General features: G+C 74.3%; 7 protein-coding genes and 1 pseudogene. 3 read left to right on the top strand and 5 right to left on the bottom strand.

Annotation, left to right across the window (positions count from 1 at the left end):
* Positions 1–11: 11 nt before the first annotated feature.
* Complete coding sequence (locus RVR_RS31030) at positions 12–944, bottom strand: hypothetical protein (protein ID WP_202237214.1); 933 nt, start codon at positions 942–944, stop codon at positions 12–14.
* Between the two features lie 392 nt (positions 945–1,336).
* On the opposite strand from RVR_RS31030, the gene RVR_RS31025 reads away from it, so the two are divergent.
* The 3 genes from RVR_RS31025 (at position 1,337) to RVR_RS31015 (ending at position 5,173) form a co-directional block, all read left to right on the top strand.
* A complete protein-coding gene (locus RVR_RS31025) occupies positions 1,337–2,347 on the top strand; it encodes a choice-of-anchor I domain-containing protein (protein ID WP_202237213.1) in 1,011 nt (336 codons plus the stop codon).
* A 66-nt stretch (positions 2,348–2,413) separates the two neighbouring features.
* Entirely contained in the window at positions 2,414–3,607 is a 1,194-nt protein-coding gene (locus RVR_RS31020) for a cytochrome P450 (RefSeq protein WP_202237212.1), read from the top strand.
* Between the two features lie 42 nt (positions 3,608–3,649).
* A complete protein-coding gene (locus tag RVR_RS31015) occupies positions 3,650–5,173 on the top strand; it encodes a flavin-containing monooxygenase (RefSeq protein WP_202237211.1) in 1,524 nt (507 codons plus the stop codon).
* Between the two features lie 69 nt (positions 5,174–5,242).
* Here the strand turns inward: RVR_RS31015 and RVR_RS31010 are convergent, their stop codons facing one another.
* The 4 genes and pseudogenes from RVR_RS31010 to RVR_RS30995 form a co-directional block, all read right to left on the bottom strand.
* Positions 5,243–6,064, bottom strand: coding sequence for a mycofactocin-coupled SDR family oxidoreductase (locus RVR_RS31010; protein WP_202237210.1), 822 nt, complete (start codon positions 6,062–6,064; stop codon positions 5,243–5,245).
* 82 nt (positions 6,065–6,146) lie between these two features.
* A complete protein-coding gene (locus tag RVR_RS31005; protein ID WP_202237209.1) occupies positions 6,147–7,598 on the bottom strand; it encodes an aldehyde dehydrogenase in 1,452 nt (483 codons plus the stop codon).
* Positions 7,599–7,666: 68 nt separating this feature from the next.
* Positions 7,667–8,770: an NAD(P)-dependent alcohol dehydrogenase gene (locus tag RVR_RS31000; protein WP_202237208.1), complete on the bottom strand. Its 1,104-nt coding sequence runs from the start codon at positions 8,768–8,770 to the stop codon at positions 7,667–7,669.
* Between the two features lie 14 nt (positions 8,771–8,784).
* Positions 8,785–19,863, bottom strand: a pseudogene (locus RVR_RS30995) (type I polyketide synthase); the annotation flags it as partial.
* Between the last annotated feature and the right edge of the window lie 58 nt (positions 19,864–19,921).

Below are 19,921 nucleotides of genomic sequence, written 5' to 3'. Positions count from 1 at the left end.
GGAGACAGCGATCAGATCCGCATTTCGTACAGGGCGGTCATGGCGTCCGTGAGCTGTTCGTCGTTCTCGATCTGAATGACCGGGCACGGCAGTGCGTCGAGGTAGATGTCGAGCTTGGCCGGGCCGAGGAGGAACGCAAGCTGGGGTTCGTGGCCGATCACGTTGGAGAACATGTCGGGATGGCTCACCTTGTCGACCTGGTTTCCCAGGTACCATTTCCGTACGTCCGCCGCGGTGGTGAGCATTCCGCGCTCCTTGCAGGAACACAGCGGAATCTCCGGGTCGTGGAAATTCATCTTCGACCAGACCGGTTCGAGGTATTCGTTCTGGTCGGCGCAGGCGGGGACGTGCACGGCGACGTTCACGTCCTTGATCATGTGCATCGACCCCTCCGGGAGCTTGGCCATCAGCTCGTGGAGGGCGTCGACGTACCCGGAGACCATGAAGCCGCGGACGGTGCCGTTGCGGCGCAGGCCGAGCTCGCCGCCGACCCAGGTGCCCTCGACGAGCTGGCCGAGGTACTCCTCGTCGTCGGCGTCCACCGGCACCAGCAGGCCGGCGCATCCCTGGGCGGGGCCGGTGGGCGGGGGCACCTCGGTCTTCCGGCGCAGGAAGGTGAACAGGTCCTTGCGCTCGACGGCGCCCGCGATGCAGGCGCCCACCAGCGAGCCGAGGCTCATGCCGGCGATGACGTCGGGGCGCACGCCGCGCTCGGCGAGCAGGTCGGCGACGCCGAGGATGATCGAGGCCTGGCGGATCAGCCCGACCTGCTGGTACTCCTCCAGGCGGTCCAGTTCCCAGCGCAGCATCCGGTCGACGGTCAGCCCGGTCCAGCCGGCGGCCTTCTCGTAGATCTCCTGGACCTGCGGGTAGCGCTCGTAGAGATCCGTGCCGGCGCCTGGCAGATCGCTCAGACCCCCATCGACAAGGTATGCGATCTTCACGTTACTCCCCATCCCATGCGACGCCTTCTCGGGGCACGAACCTACTGAAGGACGGGGCGACAACACCCCCCTAGCAATCCCCTAAGCCCTTCGACGGCGTGTGGACGGGGCCCCTAATCTGTCCCGAAACCCCCTAAGCGGGCCCCTAACGTGGAGAGTCACGCCTTTCATCCGCAGCACGCCGATACGATCCTTCGAGCATCGGTACCGGTTTCGACGTGGGGAAACCCGCGGGTGGAAACCCCGCCGACCCGGCGAGGCGACGGCCATCACGACAGCACGCTACCCGCCGGATTTTCCGCATAAGCAGATCCGTCGAATCCACGAGACATTTTCCGACGACCTCCCGTCAGCGGGCGCGCGCCGGCAGTCGCCGTGAGGAGAGCACATCCGTGACCGAGACCGAACAGCTCGACGTCCCGCACGTGGAGGTCACCATCCCGGTGGGCGAGGGGCCCTCCGCGGTCGCCCTCACCCCGGACGGCACCCGGGCGTACGTGACGAACTACGGGCGGTGGGCGACCCACTCCCCCGGTGACACGGTGTCGGTGATCGACACCGCCACCCACGAGGTCGTCGCGACCGTGAAGGTCGGCGTCGGGCCCACCGCGCTGGAGGTCGTCCCCGACGGCTCCCGGGTCTACGTCGTCAACTACGGCTCCGGCAAGGAGCCGGGCCACACCGTCTCGGTCATCGACACCGCCACCCACGAGGTCGTGGCCACCGTCGAGGTCGGCAACTCCCCCGACGGCGTCGCGGTCACGCCCGACGGCCGGCGGGTCTACATCTCCGAACTGGGCTCCGAGGCCAACCCCGGCAACACCATGTCGGTCATCGACACCGCCACCTTCGAGGTGGTCGGCACCGTCGACGTGGGGGCGGCGCCCGGCGCGGTGGCGATCCACGAGGACGGCGTGCACGCCTACGTGGTCAACTACGGCAAGCCGACCGAGACCGAGGGCACCGTCTCCGTCATCGACATCGCGACGAACACGGTGGTCACCACCGTGACCGTGGGCCGGTCGCCCGGCGCCGTCGCCATCACCCCGGACGGCGCCCACGCCTACGTCGCCGACCACGGACCGTTCGGCGACCCCGGGAACACGGTGTCGGTCATCGACACCCGCACCCACGAGGTGGCGTCCGTCATCACGGTCGGCCCCGGCCCCGGCGGGGTGGCGATCTCCCCCGACGGCACCCGCGCCTACGTCGTGAACATGGGTGGCAACACGGCCCCCGGCAGGACGATGTCCGTGATCGACACCGCCACGCGGACGGTCGTCAACACCGTCGCCGTCGAGCGCACTCCCGCCGGCATCGCCGTGTCCGCGGACGGCCGCCGGGCCTACATCGCGAACTACGGCGCCAACCTCGTGTCCGTCGTCGACCTCACCCGGGTCTGACCCGCCGGCGCCCGGCCCGCGGGCGGCACCGCCCGCGACCCGCATCTCCCCGCTGAGGAGCACTCATTGAACACGACCTACCCGGAGTCGCTGTCCTACCCGTTCGGCCCTGACGAAGGTCTCGCGCTGAGCGAGTCGTACACCAGGGCGCGCGACACCGACGGCCTGATCCGCGTCAAGCTGCCCTACGGAGAACCGGCCTGGCTGGCCACCCGCTACGAGGACGCCCGGCTCGTGCTGGGCGACGCGCGCTTCAGCCGCGCGCTGTCCGAGGAGCACGACCCGCCGCGGGCACGGAAGTTCAACGCGCAGGCGAAGTCCATGTTCAACATGGACGCGCCCGACCACACCCGGCTGCGCCGGCTGATCAGCAAGGCGTTCACCATCCGCCGGGTGGAGGAGCTGCGGCCGAAGGTCCACGACCTGGCCCACCGGCTCATCGACGACATGCTGGCCAAGGGCGAGCCGGCGGACCTGGTGGCGGACTACGCGCTGCCGATCCCGACGACCGTCATCTGCGAGCTGCTCGGCGTCCCCTTCGAGGACCGGGAGAAGTTCGGCAGGTGGACCGACGCCATCCTGTCGACCAGCACGCTGAACCCCGAGGAGGGCCGGGTCAAGCGCATGGAGCTGGTCGGCTACATCGGCGGGATCATCGCGGCCCGCCGCGCACAGCCGGCCGACGACCTCATCTCGGGCATGATCGAGGCCCGCGACGTGCAGGACAAGCTCACCGAGCAGGAGTTGCTGGACCACTGCATCGGCCTGCTCATCGCCGGGCACGAGACCACCGCCTCCCAGATCCCCAGCTTCGTCTACGCCCTGCTGGACCAGCCGCAGCACTGGAAGCGGCTGCTGGACGACCCGGAGCTGATCCCGTCGGCCGTCGAGGAGCTGTTCCGCTTCGTGCCGCTGGGCAGCGGCTCGGCCGCCCCGCGCTACGCCCGGGAGGACATCGAGGTCGGCGGGACGCTGGTGCGCGCCGGCGAACCGGTCCTGGTGGCCCTCGGCGCGGCCAACCGCGACGGGCTGCGCTTCGAGGACCCCGAGGAGATCAAGCTCGACCGCCCGAGCAACCACCACATCGGCTTCGGCCACGGCATCCACCACTGCCTCGGCGCCCCGCTGGCCCGGCTGGAGTTGCAGGAGGCGCTGCGCGCGCTCCTGGAGCGGCTGCCGACCCTCAAGGTGGCGGGCGACATCGCCTGGAAGAGCGAGATGATGGTCCGCGGTCCGCGGTCCATGCCGGTGGGATGGTGACGGCGCGCACGGCCGGCCGGCCGGTGCAGGCGGGGAGGGTCCGTGGCTGAGCACGTCGATGTCCTCGTCGTCGGGGCGGGACTGTCCGGGATCGGCGCCGCCGGCCGGTTGCGGCGCGCGGACCCGCGGCGGACGCTGGCGATCCTGGAGGCGCGGGACGCCGTCGGCGGGACGTGGGACCTGTTCCGGTACCCGGGGGTGCGGTCGGACTCGGACATGCACACCCTGGGCTACCAGCAGCGCCCGTGGAAGGACCCGAAGGCGATCGCCGACGGGGAGAGCATCCTGTCCTACATCCGGGAGACCGCCCGGGAGGACGGCCTGCTGGACCACGTCCGCTTCCGGCACCGGGTGGTCGGCGCGGACTGGGACGAGGCGCACGCCCGCTGGAACGTGCGGGTGGAGCGGGGCGCGGAGGGCGAGGCCGAGGAGATCACGCTGACCTGCTCCTTCCTCTACCTGTGCTCGGGCTACTACCGCTACGACGAGGGCTACAGCCCGCAGTTCAAGGACGCCGACCGGTTCGGGGGGCGGATCGTGCACCCCCAGCACTGGCCCGCGGACCTGGACTACACCGGCAAGCGCGTCGTCGTCATCGGCAGCGGCGCCACGGCGGTCACCCTGGTGCCCGCGATGGCCGCACGGGCCGCGCACGTCACGATGCTCCAGCGCTCGCCCTCCTACGTGATGTCGCTGCCCTCCCGGGACGGCATCGCGGGCGCGCTGCGCCGGGTGCTGCCCGAGCGCACCGCGCTGGCCGCGATCCGGTGGAAGAACGCGACGCTGGCGCTGGGCTTCTACCGGTTCAGCCGCAAGCGCCCCGAGAAGGTGAAGGCGATGCTGCGCAAGGGCGTCGTCAAGCAGCTCCCGGACGGCTACGACGTCGACACCCACTTCACCCCGCGGTACGCGCCGTGGGACCAGCGGGTGTGCTACGTGCCGGACGGGGACCTGTTCAAGGCGATCAGCGCCGGGGAGGCGTCGGTCGTCACCGACCACGTGGAGTCCTTCACCGAGAGGGGCCTCCTGCTGCGCTCGGGCAAGGAGGTGCCCGCGGACGTGGTCGTCACGGCGACCGGTCTGAACCTGCTGCCGCTTGGCGGCATCCGGCTGAGCGTGGCCGGCCGGCCGGTCGACCCGGGCGCGACGGTCGCCTACAAGGGCATGATGCTCTCCGGGGTGCCGAACTTCGCCTGGACGCTGGGCTACACCAACAGCTCGTGGACGCTGAAGGCCGACCTCGTCGCGCAGTACGTGTCCCGGCTGCTGGCGCACATGGCCGAGCGCGGCCACGCCGTGGTGCGGCCGCTGGCCCCGCCGGCCGGGGACGAAGTGCTGCCGATCCTGGACCTGCGGTCCGGCTACGTGCTGCGCGGCGCGGACACCATGCCGAAGCGGGGCACGCGCGCGCCGTGGACCCTGGAGCAGAACTACCGGCAGGACGTCCGGCTGCTTTGGCGCGGTCCGGTGGACGACGCCGTGGAGTTCGCCCCGGCGCCCTCCGGCGCCCGGGCCGCCGGCTCCGGGGACGCCCCGGCGCGTCCGGTGCCGGAGACGAGTTCCTGACCGGCCGCCGCCCGTACGGCGAACCGCCCCCCGAGCCGTCGGCTCGGGGGGCGGTTCGCCGTGGGGGTCTTACGGGGTGGTGAAGCCGGCGTCGATCGGCAGCGCGATACCGGTGACGTAGCGGGCCTCGTCCGAGACCAGCCAGGACACCGCGCCGGTGACGTCGCTGACGTCCAGCATCGTGACGTCGAGGATGTGGCCCACCTCGGCGCCGGTGGTGGGGGGCTTGGTGTGCACCTTCTTGACGGCGTCGTTGATGAGCAGCGGGGTGCGCACCCCGGTGGTGTGGATGGAGTTGACCCGGATGTTGTGCGGGCCCAGCCACCGGGTCCACGCCCGGGACAGGCCCAGCAGCGCGTGCTTGGCGGCGACGTAGCCCTCCGCGCCGCCGGTCGGGCTGCCGATCTTGCCGCTCAGGCCCATCACCGAGCTGATGACGACGACCGCGCCGCCCTTGCCGCCCTCGATGATCTTCGGCGCCGCGGCGTGCACGGTGTTCCATGCGCCGATGGTGTTGATCTCCAACTGGTCGCGGAACGCCTGCTCCTGGCTGGTCGAGGGGTGCGCCATGCCCACGCCGGCGTTGGCGACGAGGATGTCCAGGCCGCCCAGCTCCGAGGTGCCGCGCTCGACGGCCTCCCGCAGCGCCGCCGCGTCCCGGGTGTCGGCCTGCGCCGTCACCACGCGGCGGCCCAGCTTCTCCACCTGGGCGGCGGTCTCGGCGAGCTCGTCCTCGGAGCCGAGGGAGTAGGCCAGCGTGTCGATGTTCTGGCAGATGTCCACCAGGATCAGGTCGGCGCCCTCCTCGGCCAGCCGCAGGGCGTGGCCCCGGCCCTGGCCACGGGCCGCACCCGTGATCATGGCCACCTTACCGTCGAGTCGTCGCGTCATGAGTCGTCCACTCCGTTTCTCACTGCATGTCACTACCTGTGGGGTGGCCGCCCGGTGCCGGGAAAGGGGCACCGGGCGCCACTCAGACCTGCTGGTCGACGTAGATCGACTTCAGGACCTGGTACTGGGCGAGGCCCTCGGGGCCCAGTTCGTAGCCGAGGCCGCTCGCCTTGCGGCCCCCGAAGGGCGCGACCGGGTCGTTGGCGTAGCTGTTGACCCCGATCGAGCCGGTCTGCACCCGGCGGGCGAAGTCCAGGCCGCGGTCGGCGTCGGTGGTCCACACCGAGCCGCCGAGCCCGTAGTCGCTGTCGTTGGCGAGTGCCAGGGCCTCGTCCTCGTCGGTGTAGGGGATGACCGACAGCACCGGGCCGAAGATCTCCTCCTGCGCGATGGCGGACCTGTTGTCCACGTCGGCGAAGACGGTCGCGTCGACGTACCAGCCGCGGTCGGCCCACGCGGGGCGGCCGCCGCCGACGGTGAGGCGGGCGCCGTCGCTGACGCCCTTGGCGATGTAGGACTCCACCCGGTCCCGCTGCCGCTCGGAGACCAGCGGGCCGAGCTGGGTCGCGGGGTCGAGCGGGTCGCCGACCTTGAGCGCGCGCGCCATCTCGGTGACGGCGTCGACCAGTTCGGCGTAGCGGGAGCGGGGCGCCAGGATCCTGGTGCCCAGCCAGCAGACCTGCCCGTTGTTCAGCAGCGTGGCCCGGAAGAAGCGGTCCATCACGCCGCTGAGGTCCGCGTCGTCCAGGACGACCGCGGCGGACTTGCCGCCCAGCTCCAGGGAGACCGGCCGCAGCAGCCGCCCGCAGGTCTCGGCGATGCTCCGGCCGGTGGCGGTGGAGCCGGTGAAGGACACCTTGTCCACGCCGGGGTGGCCGACGAGGTAGCGGCCGGTCTCCGCGCCGCCGGGCACGATGTTGAGCAGCCCCGCGGGCAGTCCGGCCTCCGCGGCGGCCTCGGCGACCTGGTAGGCGTCGAGCACGGTCTCCGGGGACGGCTTGAGCACCACGGAGCAGCCCGCGGCCAGGGCGGGGGCGAGCTTCATGAAGGTGATGCCCTGGGGCACGTTCCAGGGGACGATCGCGGCGACGACGCCCACCGGTTCGGGGACGACGACCGCGTGCCCGCCGAACAGGCCGGGGCGGCGGTCGTCGCCCGTCTTCGCGGCGGCCACCGCGGCGTAGTAGCGCAGCAGCGCCGAGGGCGCGGTGCCCTCCAGCAGGCCGGCCAGGCTGATCGGCATGCCGTTCTGCACGCTGACCAGCCGGGCGATCTCGGGAGCACGCTCCTTGAGAGCCGCCGCGAAACGGGTCAGCGTCTCCGCGCGGGCCTGCGGGGTCCACTGCCGCCACCCCGAGGGGTCGTCGAAGGCGGCGCGGGCGGCGGCGACGGCCGCGTCCACGTCCGCCGGGTGGGCCTCCGGCACGCTGCCGACGAGTTCTCCGGTGGCGGCGGCGTGCACCTGGATGCGGTGCCCGGTGCCGGGTGCGACCCGGTCGCCGCCGATGTAGAAGTGGTGGTGGTCGATGGGCATGGGCCTCGCCTGTCCTTAGCCTGTCCTCGTCGGGGGTTGCCAACTCGTGCGCGCCGGGGCGGGCCCGGTCACCGGTGCGTGAGCACCACCTTGATCGCGTCCCCGCGCACCTGCGCCGCGGCCGCCTCGTTGATGTCGGCGAACGGCAGCGTGGTGACGAGGCGGTCGAGGGGGAACCGGCCCTGGAGGTACTGGTCGAGCAGCCAGGGGATGAACGTGTGCGGGTCGCTGTCGCCCTCGACGACGCCGACGACGCTCAGCCCGAGGATCTGGCTCAGCCCGAGGCTCAGCGGGAGCACGGCGGTGGGTTCGGAGGGGATGCCCAGCAGGGCGACGCGGCCCCGCTTGGCCATGGCCTGGACGACCTCGGCGAGCACCGCGGACTTGGCGGTGGTGTCCACCGCGTACCGCACGCCCTGCGGCACGATGCCGCGGACCTGCTCGGCGATCCCGCCGTCCTCGGGGTCCAGGACGTGGGTCGCGCCGAGGTCCTTGGCGACCAGCCGCCGCGACTCCAGCGGCTCGACGACGATGACGGTCTCGGCGCCGGCGAGCACCGCGCCCATCACGGCGCTGAGGCCGACCGAGCCGCCGCCGAGCACCAGCACCGAGCTGCCCGCGGTGACCTGGAGCGAGTTGAGCACCGCCCCGGCGCCGGTCTGCACACCGCAGCCCAGGGGCGCGGCCAGCGGCAGCGGGACCTCGGCGGGGATCTTCACCACGGAGCGGGTGTGCGCCACGGTGTGCGAGGCGAAGCTCGACTGGCCGAAGAAGTTCGAGCCGAGTCCCGCGCCGTCCAGCGACAGCGGCCGGGTGCCGTCGATGCGGGCGCCCATGAAGTTCCGGGCGACGAAGGTGTCGCAGTAGGAGGGCACCTTGTCCCGGCAGTTGCCGCACTCGCCGCAGCTCGCGAACGACAGCGCCACGTGGTCGCCGGCCGCGAGGCCGAGGACGCCCGGCCCCACCGCGCGCACCACGCCGCTGCCCTCGTGGCCCAGCACGCCGGGCAGCGGGAAGGGCGTGAACCCGTGCTGGACGGCCAGGTCGGTGTGGCACAGCCCGGTGGCGTGCAGCTCGACCAGCACCTCGTCCGGGCCGGGGTCGGCCAGTTCGACCTGCTTCAGGACGAAGGGGGACCCGGCCTCCTCGATCACTGCTGCGGTGATGTCCATGTCGTACAGCTCCTTCACGCGGATCCGAGCGCGATGCGGACGAGGTCGTCGGCGTCGGCGGTCATCAGGTCGGTCTCGTCCGGCTCGTCGGCCCCGTCCGCCTCGCCGGTGTCCTGGCCCGCCTCCTCGGCCAGGGCGAGGACGGCGTCGAGCAGGCCGGCGGCCCGGAGTTTGGCCGGCGGGACGGACGCCAGCACGCGGCGCAGCTCCTCCTCGTCGCCCTCCCCCGCGGTGCCGCCGGCCGTCTCGTCCAGCAGGGCCGCGAGCTTGAGCGGGTTGGGGTAGTCGAAGACGAGCGTGGCGGGCAGGGTCAGCCCGGTCATCGCCTGGAGCCGGTCGCGCAGTTCGACCGCGGTCAGCGAGTCGAACCCGGCGTCCCGGAAGGCGGTCTCGGGGTCCAGTTCGTCGCCACTGCCGTGGCCCAGCACGGCGGCGGCGTGGTCGCACACCAGGGTGACGAGGTACTCGCGCCGCTCGGCCGCGGGCACCGCCGCCAACTGCCCGGCGAACGCGGTGGCGTCGGCCTCGGGTTCGGCCGCGGCGGGGCCGGTGTCCTGGAGCAGGGCGAGCAGCCGGCTCGGCCGGGCCAGCGAGAACGCGGGCGCGAACCTCGACCAGTCCATGTCGGAGACGGTGACCGTGGTCGCGTCCTCCTCCAGGACGCGCTGCATGGCGGCGACGGCCGGTTCGGGCTGCATGGGCAGCACGCCCAGCCGCACCAGGTAGTCGTGCTCGTCGGTGTTCGCCGCGGCCATCCCCGCCTCGGCCCAGGTGCCCCAGGCGATGGAGGTGGCGGTACGCCCGCGGGCCCGGCGGTACTCCGCGAGGCTGTCCAGGCAGGCGTTGCCCGCCGCGTAACCGCCCTGGCCGCTGCCGCCCCAGGACGCCGCGCCCGACGAGAACAGCACGAACGCGTCCAGGTCCGTCTCGCCGGTCAACTCGTCCAGCAGCAGGGCGCCTTCGACCTTCGCCCCGAGACTGTCGTGCAGCGTCTCCAGGCTGAGCGCCTCGACGGGTGTCGGCTCGTGCAGGACGCCGGCGGTGTGGAACACCGACCGCAGCGGCAGGTCGGCGGGCAGGCCGGCGAGCAGTTCGGCCATCGTCGCCCGGTCGGTGACGTCGCCCGCGACGACGCTCACCTTGGCGCCGGCGGCCTCCAGTTCGGCCCGCAGCCCGTCGGCGCCGGGGGCGTCCGGGCCGCGCCGGGACATCAGCACCAGGTGCTGCGCGCCCCGCTCGACCAGCCACCGGGCCACGTATCCGCCCAGGCCGCCGGTGCCGCCGGTGACCAGGGCCGTGCCGCCGGTCGTCCACGCCTCTCCGGTGCCGCGGCCCGGCGCGCGCACCAGCCGGCGGGCCAGCACGCCGGAGGCGCGCACCGCGAGCTGGTCCTCGCCGTGGCCGCCGGACAGCACGCCCGCCAGCCGGTCCAGGGCCACCGGGTCGGGCTCGCCGGGCAGGTCGATCAACCCGCCCCACAGGTCGGGAAGTTCCAGGGCCGCGACGCGTCCGAGCCCCCAGATTCCGCCCTGCCACACGGTCTCGACCCGCTCACCGGGACGGGCCGCGACCGCGGCGCGGGTGGCCACCCACAGCGGGACGGCCAGCTCCGCGCGCCGCACCTCCTGGACCAGCCGCAGGACCGCGGTGAGTCCGGACGTGCCGTCGGCGGCCAGCGCCACCACGCCGGTGCGGTCGGCGCCGGCCCGCGCCAGCGCCTCGGCGTCGGCGGCCTCGGGGCTGAGCACGGTGACGTCGGGGCCGAGTGCCTTCAGGACGGCGCCGGTCCAGGGGTCGTCGCCCTCGGGGACGACCGCCAGCCAGCGCGCCGGCGCCGCCGGGTCGGCGCGCGGGCCGTCGACGGGCACCCAGGACTGGCGGTAGCACCAGTCGTCGGCCGCCGCGTCCCGCAGCCTGCGCTCACGCCAGCGCAGCAGGGCCGGCACCACGTGCGACAGGGCGTCGTCCGCGACGCCGAGCGAGCGGGCCAGCTCGCCCGTGCCGCTCTCCACGGACTCCCAGAACAGGGCGTCCACCGGGTCGCGGCCGGCCGCCTGCTCCGGTACGGCCTGCGGCCAGTAGCGGCGGCGTTGGAAGGCGTACGTCGGCAGCTCCACCCGGCGCCGGCCGCGCCCGGCGAACAGCGGGGTCCAGTCGACGGCCACGCCCCGCACGTGGAGCCGGGCCAGGGCGTGCAGCAGGACCGGGCGGCCGGCGCGGTCGCCGCGCTGGAGCGCCACCGAGGCCGCCCCGGGCAGCGCGCCGGCCAGACCGGACAGCACCGCGTCCGGGCCCGCTTCCACGAAGGTGTCCACGCCGTGGTCGACCAGCCAGCTCAGCCCGTCGGCGAACCGGACCGCGGAGCGGACCTGCTCGACCCAGTAGGCCGGGTTGGCCAGGTCCGCCGGCGCGCCGGTCACGTTCGACACGACGGGCAGGGCGGGCTCGGCGTAGGCCAGTTGCTCCAGTTCCGCCGCGAAGGCGTCGAGCATCGGCTCCATGAGCGCGGAGTGGAAGGCGTGCGAGACCCGCAGCCGGCGGGTCCGCCGACCGAGCGCGGTGAAGTGCCCCTGCACCGCGGCCACTTCGTCCTCGGGTCCGGCGACGACGATCGACTCGGCGGCGTTGACCGCCGCGACGGACACCCCGCCGGTGAGCCGGTCGGTCACCTCCTCCTCGGTCGCCTCGACGGCGGCCATCGCCCCGCCGGCCGGCAGCGCCTGCATCAGGCGGGAGCGCGCGGCCACCAGCCGGCACGCGTCCGGCAGCGAGAAGACCCCGGCCACGTGGGCGGCGGCCACCTCGCCGATGGAGTGGCCGAGCAGGTAGTCCGGGCGGATGCCCCAGGACAGCAGCACCCGGTACAGCGCGACCTCGACCGCGAACAGGGCGGGCTGCGTCCAGCCGGTGCGGTCCAGCAGCTCCTGGTCCCCGCCCCAGACCACGTCCCGCAGCGGGGACTCCAGGTGCCGGTCCAACTCGTCGGCCACCTCGTCGAAGGCGGCGGCGAACACCGGAGACTGGGCGTGGAGCAGGCGGCCCATGCCGAGGCGCTGCGCGCCCTGGCCGGTGAAGAGCACCGCGAGCCCGCGGCGGGTGCGGGCCACGCCCTCGACCACGTGGGCGGCCGGCGCGCCGGTGGCCAGCGCGCGCAGTCCGGCGGTCAGTTCCTCGCGGTCCCTGCCCACGACGACCGCCCGGTGCTCGAACAGCGAGCGGGTGCCCAGCAGCGCGGCGCCCACGTCCGCCGGGTGGTGCGCCGCCACGGCCGGCAGCAGCCGTCCGGCCTGCGCGGCCAGCGCCTGTTCCGAGCGGCCGGAGACCACCCAGACCGTCTCGGCGTCGCCGCCGCCGTCCGTGCCGTCCGTGCTGTCCGCGGCGGGCGCGGTGCCGGGCTCGGCCGCAGTGTCGGCGTCGGCGTCGGACGCAGCGCCGGTGCCGGGCTCGGCCGCGGCGTCGGCGTCGGTGTCGGGGGCGGCCTCCAGGATGACGTGCGCGTTGGTGCCGGAGATGCCGAACGAGGAGACGCCGGCCCGGCGCGGGTGTCCGGTCTCGGGCCAGGGCTGGTCCTCGGTCAGCAGCCGCACCCGGCCCTGGTCCCAGTCGACGTGCGAGGTGGGCTCGTCGGCGTACCGGGTGCTCGGCAGCACGCCGTGCCGGATGGCCTGCACCATCTTGATCGCCCCGGCGACACCGGCGGCGGCCTGGGTGTGCCCGATGTTGGACTTCACGGTGCCCAGCCACAGCGGCCGGTCCTCGGGGCGGTCCTGGCCGTACGCGACCAGCAGCGCCTGCGCCTCGATCGGGTCGCCCAGCGTCGTGCCGGTGCCGTGCGCCTCCACCGCGTCGACGTCGGTCGGGGCGAGCCCGCCGGCGGCCAGGGCCTGGCGGATGACCCGCTGCTGGGACGGGCCGTTGGGGGCGGTCAGGCCGTTGGACGCGCCGTCCTGGTTGACGGCGCTGGAGCGCAGGACGGCGAGGACGGGGTGCCCGTTGCGGCGGGCGTCCGAGAGCCGCTCCAGCACCATGATCCCGACGCCCTCGCCGAAGCCGGTGCCGTCGGCGGACTCGGCGAACGCCTTGCAGCGCCCGTCGGCCGCGAGCCCGCCCTGCCGGCTGAACTCCACGAACGTGCCGGGGGTGGCGAGGATGGTGACGCCGCCCGCGAGCGCGAGCGAGCTCTCGCCCGAGCGCAGCGACTGGCTCGCCAGGTGCATCGCGACGAGCGACGACGAGCACGCGGTGTCCACCGTCACCGCCGGGCCCTCCAGCCCGAGGACGTAGGAGACCCGCCCGGACAGCACGCTCTGCGCGCCCCCGGTCATCATCTGGGCCTGCGCGTCACCCGCGCGGGCGACCAGGTCCCCGTAGCTGGAGTGGTAGCTGCCGACGAAGACGCCGGCCGGGGTGCCGGCGAGGTCGGCCGGGTCGATCTCGGCGCGTTCCAGGGCCTCCCAGACGACCTCCAGCAGGAGCCGCTGCTGCGGATCCATGGCCAGCGCCTCGCGCGGGGAGATCCCGAAGAACCCGGCGTCGAAGTCGGCGGCGGAGGCCAGGAACCCGCCCTCGTTGGCCACCGCGGTGTTCGGGCGGGTGCCCGTCGGGTCGTAGATGCCCTCCACGTCCCAGCCGCGGTCCAGCGGGAACGGCGTCATGGCGTCGCCGCCGGCGACCACCAGGTTCCACAGGTCCTCCGGGCTCTCCACGCCGCCCGGGTAGCGGCAGGCCATGCCCACGACCGCGATCGGGTCGTCGGTCACCGAGACGAGCGCGGGCAGCTCCGGCCCGGCGGCGGAGGCGCCGGTGTCGCCGAACCGCTCGCCCAGGAAGGCGGCGAGCCGGGTCGCGTTGGGGTAGTCGAAGACGAGCGTGGCCGGCAGTGTGAGGCCGGTCGCGCTCTGGAGGCGGTTGCGCAGTTCGACCGCGGTGAGCGAGTCGAAGCCGGAGTCGCGGAACGCCTGGCCGGGATCGACGTCCTGACCGCCGCCGTGGCCGAGGACGACCGCGACGTTGTCGCGGACCAGGGCCAGCAGGTGCTGGTCGCGCTGCTGGGCACTGAGCCCGGCCAACTGCCCCGCGAGGCCCCCGGACTGCTGCTGGCGGCCGGCCACGGCGCGGGGGGCCCGGCCGCCGACCAGCGCGCGGAGCATCAGGGGCAGGTCGGCGCGGCCGCGCAGCACGGCGGCGTCCACCCGGCCGAGTCCCACCAGCGCGATGCCCGCTGTTGCGGCCTGGTCGAACAGCCGCATGCCCTGCTCCACCGACAACGGCGGCATGCCGGACCGCTCCAGGCGACGCATGTCGGCCTCGGACAGGGCGCCGGTGAGGCCGACCTCGGGGGTCCACGGACCCCACGCCATCGACACGCCCGGCAGCCCCTCACTCCGACGCCGCTCCACCAACGCGTCCAGGAACACGTTCGCCGCCGCGTAGTTGCCCTGCCCCGGAGCCCCCACCAGACCCGACATCGACGAGAACACCGCGAACAACGACAGATCCAACCCCCGCGTCAACTCATGCAGCCACCACCCCGCATCCACCTTCGGCGCCAACACCGGACCCAACCGCTCCCCCGACAACGACGACACCAACCCGTCATCCACCACACCCGCCGTATGCACCACACCCGCCAACACACCCGACGCACACATCCCCGCCACCACCCCCGCCAACGCCTCACGATCACTCACATCACACGCCACCACCTCCACCCGAGCACCCCGACCCGAAAGCTCCGCCACCAACTCCTCCGCACCCGGCGCCCCCAACCCCCGACGCGACACCAACACCAGATCCCGCACCCCGTGCTCCACCACCAGATGCCTCGCCACCACACCCCCCAGACCACCAGTCCCCCCAGTGACCAGAACCGCCCCCTCACCCACCACCCGCCGACCCACCGTCAACACGATCTTGCCCACATGCCGCGCCTGACTCATGAACCGGAACGCCTCCGGCGCCCGCCGCACATCCCACTCCACCACCGGCAACGGCACCAACACACCCGACTCGAACAACCCCACCAACTCCAGCAACATCCGCTGGAGGCGGTCAGGGTGCGCCTCGACGAGGTCGAAGGAGCGGTAGCGGACCCCCTCGTGGAGTGCCGCGACCTCCTCGCTCCGCCTCAGGTCGGCCTTGCCCATCTCGACGAAGCGACCCCCGCCCGGCATCAACCGCAGCGACGCGTCGATGAACTCCCCCGTCAGGGAGTTCAACACCACGTCCACCCCGCACCCCCCGGTCTCCCGCAGGAACGCCTCCTCGAAGTCCAGCGTCCGCGACGACGCCAGACGCGCCGCCTCCACCCCCCGCTCCCGCAGCAGGTCGCGCTTGCCGTCGCTGGCGGTGCTGTAGACCTCGGCGCCGAGGTGTCCGGCGATCTGGAGCGCGGCCATGCCGACGCCGCCGGCGCCCGCGTGCACCAGCACCCGCTCGCCCGACCGCAGTTCGGCCAGGTCCACCAGCGCGTAGTACGCGGTCAGGAACGCCGTCGGCACGGAGGCGGCGGTGGCGAAGGACCAGCCCGCGGGGACCGGCGCGACCAGCCGCCGGTCGACCACCACGGCCGAGCCGAGGCCGCCGTTGGTGATGCCCATGACGCGGTCGCCGGCCCGCAGGTCGGTCACGCCCGCGCCGACCTCGGTGACCACGCCGGCCACGTCGCTGCCCATCGGCTCGTCCGGGTCGGGGTACATGCCCAGGGCGTTGAGGACGTCGCGGAAGTTCAACCCCGCCGCCCGCACCTCGATCCGCACCTCACCGTCGGACAACGCCCGCTCCGCCTCCGGGAACGGCACCAACCGCAGGTTCTCCAACGTCCCCTTCGCCATGGAGTCCAGGTGCCAGGCACCCGACTCCGGCGCCACCAGCCCGACATCCGCACGCGCCAACCGCGGTGCGCGCAACCGGCCCGCCCGCAGCGCGAGTTGCGGCTCGCCGCCGGCCAGTGCCGCGGCGAGGGGGCCCGCAGCCACGGCGGCGGACGGGTCGGTGTCGACCAGGGTGATCCGGCCGGGGTTCTCCGCCTGCGCCGAACGCACCAGGCCCCAGGCCGTGGCGGCGGCCAGGTCGGCCACCTCCCCGCCGGCCCCGGTGGCCCCGGCGGCGACCGCGCCGCGGGTCAGCACCAGCAGCGAGGAACCGGCGAACGCCGCGTCCCGCAGCCAGGTCTGCACCTGCTCCAGGACCCAGCGGGCAGCCGCGTGGGCGGCCGCCACGACCGGACCGTCCTGCGCCGCCACGGCCAGCACCACGGGGCGGCCCGCCTCCGGCCGCACGTCCGCCAGGTCCCGGTGGACCGGCACCCCCGGCAGCCACGGCACCTCCGCGTCCGGGCCCGCCGCCACCGGGCCGAGCACCGCGTCGAGGCCCGCGCCGGAGCCCGCGCCCGGGCCCGCGGACTCCTCGGCCCCGGCGGGCAGTTCGGTCCACTCCACGGACAGGACGGCCTCGTCGCGGCGCCCGGCGGCCGTCAGCGTCTGCGGGGTCAGCGGGCGCATCACCAGCGAGCCCACCGACAGCACCGGGCCGCCCGCCGGGTCGGTCACCAGGACCGACAGCGAGTCGGGCCCGGTCGGCGTCAGGCAGGCGCGCACCTCGGTGGCGCCGGAGGCGTGCAGCACCACGTCCTCGAAGCTGAACGGCAGCCGGCCGAACTCGGCGGGTGCCAGCCCCGCGAACAGCGAGGCGTGCAGCACCGAGTCCAGCAGCGCCGGGTGCAGGCCGAACGCCCCGGCCCGGCCCCACTGCTGCTCGGGCAGCGCCACTTCGGCGAAGACCCGGCCGTCCTGGCGCCATGCGCGGGTCAGGCCCTGGAAGGTGGGGCCGTAGGCGAAGCCGCCGCCGGCGGTCCGCTCGTACACGTCGCCGGTCTCCAGCGCCTCGGCGCCCGGGGGCGGCCACGCGCCGGCCAGCGGCTCGAACCCGGCGGCCTCCGGTGCCTCCGCGCCCTCCACCACGCCGGCGGCGTGCCGGACCCAGGACCGGTCCCCGCCGCCGTCGGGGCGCGCGTACACCGTGAACGTGCGCCGGCCGTCCTCGGGCGCGCCCATGACGACCTGGACCTGCATCCCGCCGCTCTCGGGCAGCACCAGGGGCGCCTCCACGATCAGCTCGCGGACCCGGCCGCAGCCGACCACGTCCGCGGCGTGGACGACCAGTTCGACGAAGCCGGTGCCAGGGAAGAGCACCACACCCCGCACGGCGTGGTCGGCCAGCCAGGGCTGCGACGCGACCGACAGCCGCGAGGTGAACACCGCCCCGCCGCCCTCGGGCGAGGAGAGCACCGCGCCGAGCAACGGGTGCCGCACCTCCTCCAGGCCGGCGGCCGTCACGTCGGCCGCGGCGGTGCCGCCCTCGGGCCAGTAGCGGCGCCGCTGGAAGGCGTACGTCGGCAGGTCCACCACGGCCGGCGCGGCACCGGCGAACAGTCCGTCCCACGCGACCGGCACGCCGTGGGCGTACAGGTGGGCCGCGGACAGCAGCAAGCGGGCCGGACCGCCCTCGTGGCGGCGCAGCGTGCCGGTGACCACGGCCTCGTCGCCGAGCGTGTCCTGCACCGGCATCGTGAGCACCGGGTGCGGGCTGATCTCGACGAACACCGTGTAGCCGGCCTCGGCCAGCGCGCGGTTGGCGTCCTCGAAGCGGACGGTCCGGCGCAGGTTGCGGTACCAGTAGGCGGCGTCGAGCCCGGCGGTGTCGATCGGCTCCGCGGTGACGGTCGAGTACATCGGCACCGCGCCGGACCGGGGGGCGACGGCGGCGAGGTCCGCCGCGAGCCGCCGTTCGATCCGCTCGACCGCGGCGGAGTGCGAGGCGTAGTCCACCGGGACCCGCTTCGCCCGCACCCCGGTGTCCTCGCAGTGGGCGAGGAGTTCGTCGAGGGCGTCCGGGACGCCGGAGACGACCACGGACCCGGGGCCGTTGATCGCGGCGACGGAGACGCGGTCGCCCCAGCGGGCGAGGAGTTCCTCCGCCTGTGCCACCGGCAGCGGGACGGCGACCATGCCGCCGTCGCCGGCCAGTTCCTCGGCGATGGCGCGGCTGCGCAGGGCGACGACCCGGGCGCCGTCGGACAGCGACAGCGCGCCGGCCACGCAGGCCGCGGCGATCTCGCCCTGGGAGTGGCCCACCACTGCGGCGGGGCGCACGCCGAGCGACTCCCACACCCGGGCCAGCGACACCATGACCGCCCACAGGGCGGGTTGCACGACGTCGACGCGGGCGAGCAGGTCCTCGTCGTCCAGGGCGTCCAGCAGCGACCAGTCCACGAACTCGGCGAGCGCGTCCGCGCACGCGTCGAGTGCCTGGGCGAACACCGGTGAGGCCGCACGCAGTTCGCCGGCCATGCCGACCCACTGGGAGCCCTGACCGGGGAAGACGAACACCGGTTTGTGCCGGCCGGCCTCGGCGACGCCCTCGGCGACGGCGGCGGCCGGCTCCCCGGCGGCCAGCGCGCGCAGCCCGGCGGTCAGTTCCTCCCGGTCGGCGCCGACGACCACGGCGCGGTGGTCGAACAGGGAACGGGAGCGCAGCAGCGAGTACGCCACGTCGGCGGGGTCCGGCCGCGGGTCCTGCTCGACGTGCTCCAGCAGCCGTCCGGCCTGCGCGGCGAGCGCCTGCGGGGACCGGGCGGAGAGCACCCACGGCAGGGCTCCGGAGACGGCGGCCCCGCTCTCCGGGGTGTCGTCGGCGGTCCGGGCGGCCGCGCCGGGGGCGGCCGCGGCGGCCGTGTTCCCGGACGCGGAAGCGGCGGTCTCCGCGGACCCGGGAGCGGGAGCAGGCGCGGGTTCGAGCGCGGGTGCAAGCGCGGGCGCGGCTTCGAGGATGAGGTGCGCGTTGGTGCCGGACACGCCGAAGGAGGACACGCCCGCGCGGCGCGGGCGGCCGGTCTCCGGCCACGGCTGCTCCTCGGTCAGCAGCCGCACCCGGCCGCGGCTCCAGTCCACCCGCTTGCTCGGCTCGTCCACGTGCAGGGTGCGCGGGAGCACGCCGTGGCGTATCGCCTGCACCATCTTGATCACACTCGCGACACCGGCGGCGGCCTGCGAGTGGCCGATGTTGGACTTGATCGTGCCCAGCCACAACGGCCGGTCCTCGGGGCGGCCCTGGCCGTAGGTCGCCAGCAGCGCCTGCGCCTCGATCGGGTCGCCCAGCACGGTGCCGGTGCCGTGCGCCTCGACCGCGTCGACCTCGGTGGGCGCGAGCCCGACGGACGCCAGGGCCTGGCGGATCACCCGGCGCTGCGACGGACCGTTCGGCGCCGTCAGCCCGTTCGACGCGCCGTCCTGGTTCACCGCGCTGGACCGCACCACGGCCAGCACCCGGTGCCCGTTGCGCCGCGCGTCCGACAACCGCTCCAGCACCACGACGCCGGCGCCCTCGGACCAGCCCGTGCCGTCGGCCGCCTCGGCGAACGCCTTGCAGCGGCCGTCGGGCGCGAGGCCGCCCTGCCGGGTGAACTCCACGAACCCCGCCGGGCTCACCGCCACGTTCACGCCGCCGGCGATGGCGAGCGAGCACTCGTCCGAGCGCAGCGCCTGGCCGGCCCAGTGCATGGCCACCAGCGACGACGAGCACGCGGTGTCCACGGTCACCGCCGGGCCCTCCAGCCCGAGGACGTAGGACAGCCGGCCGGAGATGACGGACAGCAGCCCGCTGGTCATCCGGTGGCTCTCGGTCTCGGGCATGCCCCCGATCGCCTCCATGTACCCCGAGGAGGACGCCCCGACGAAGACGCCGGTGGCCGTCCCGGCGAGCCCCGCCGGATCGATGCCGGCGTGCTCCAGCGACTCCCAGGCCACCTCCAGCAGCAGCCGCTGCTGCGGGTCCATCGCCAACGCCTCACGCGGGGAGATCCCGAAGAACCCCGCGTCGAAGTCCGCCACCGCGTCCACGAAGCCGCCCTCGCGGGTGGACGTCGTGCCGGGGGCGCCCTCCGGGTCGTAGAGCGCGTCGGCGTCCCAGCCGCGGTCGGCGGGGAACACCGACACCGCGTCGGTGCCCGAGGCGACCAGGTCCCAGAGGCCGTCGGGGCCGGTCACGCCGCCGGGGTAGCGGCAGGCCATGCCCACGATGGCGAGCGGCTCGTCCCGCCTGCCCTTGATCTCGTTCAGCTGCCGCTGCGCCTCGCGCGAGTTCGCCACGGCC

The organism is Streptomyces sp. SN-593 (genome assembly GCF_016756395.1).
In the GTDB taxonomy this organism is placed as follows: domain Bacteria; phylum Actinomycetota; class Actinomycetes; order Streptomycetales; family Streptomycetaceae; genus Actinacidiphila; species Actinacidiphila reveromycinica.
This window is presented reverse-complemented; position numbering and strand designations above follow the sequence as displayed.

What these genes read in the sequence shown, in the direction of transcription:
- RVR_RS31000 (WP_202237208.1), bottom strand. Translation starts at nt 8,770, where the DNA reads ATGGACATCACCGCAGCAGTGATCGAGGAGGCCGGGTCCCCCTTCGTC.
- RVR_RS31005 (WP_202237209.1), bottom strand. Translation starts at nt 7,598, where the DNA reads ATGCCCATCGACCACCACCACTTCTACATCGGCGGCGACCGGGTCGCA.
- RVR_RS31010 (WP_202237210.1), bottom strand. Translation starts at nt 6,064, where the DNA reads ATGACGCGACGACTCGACGGTAAGGTGGCCATGATCACGGGTGCGGCC.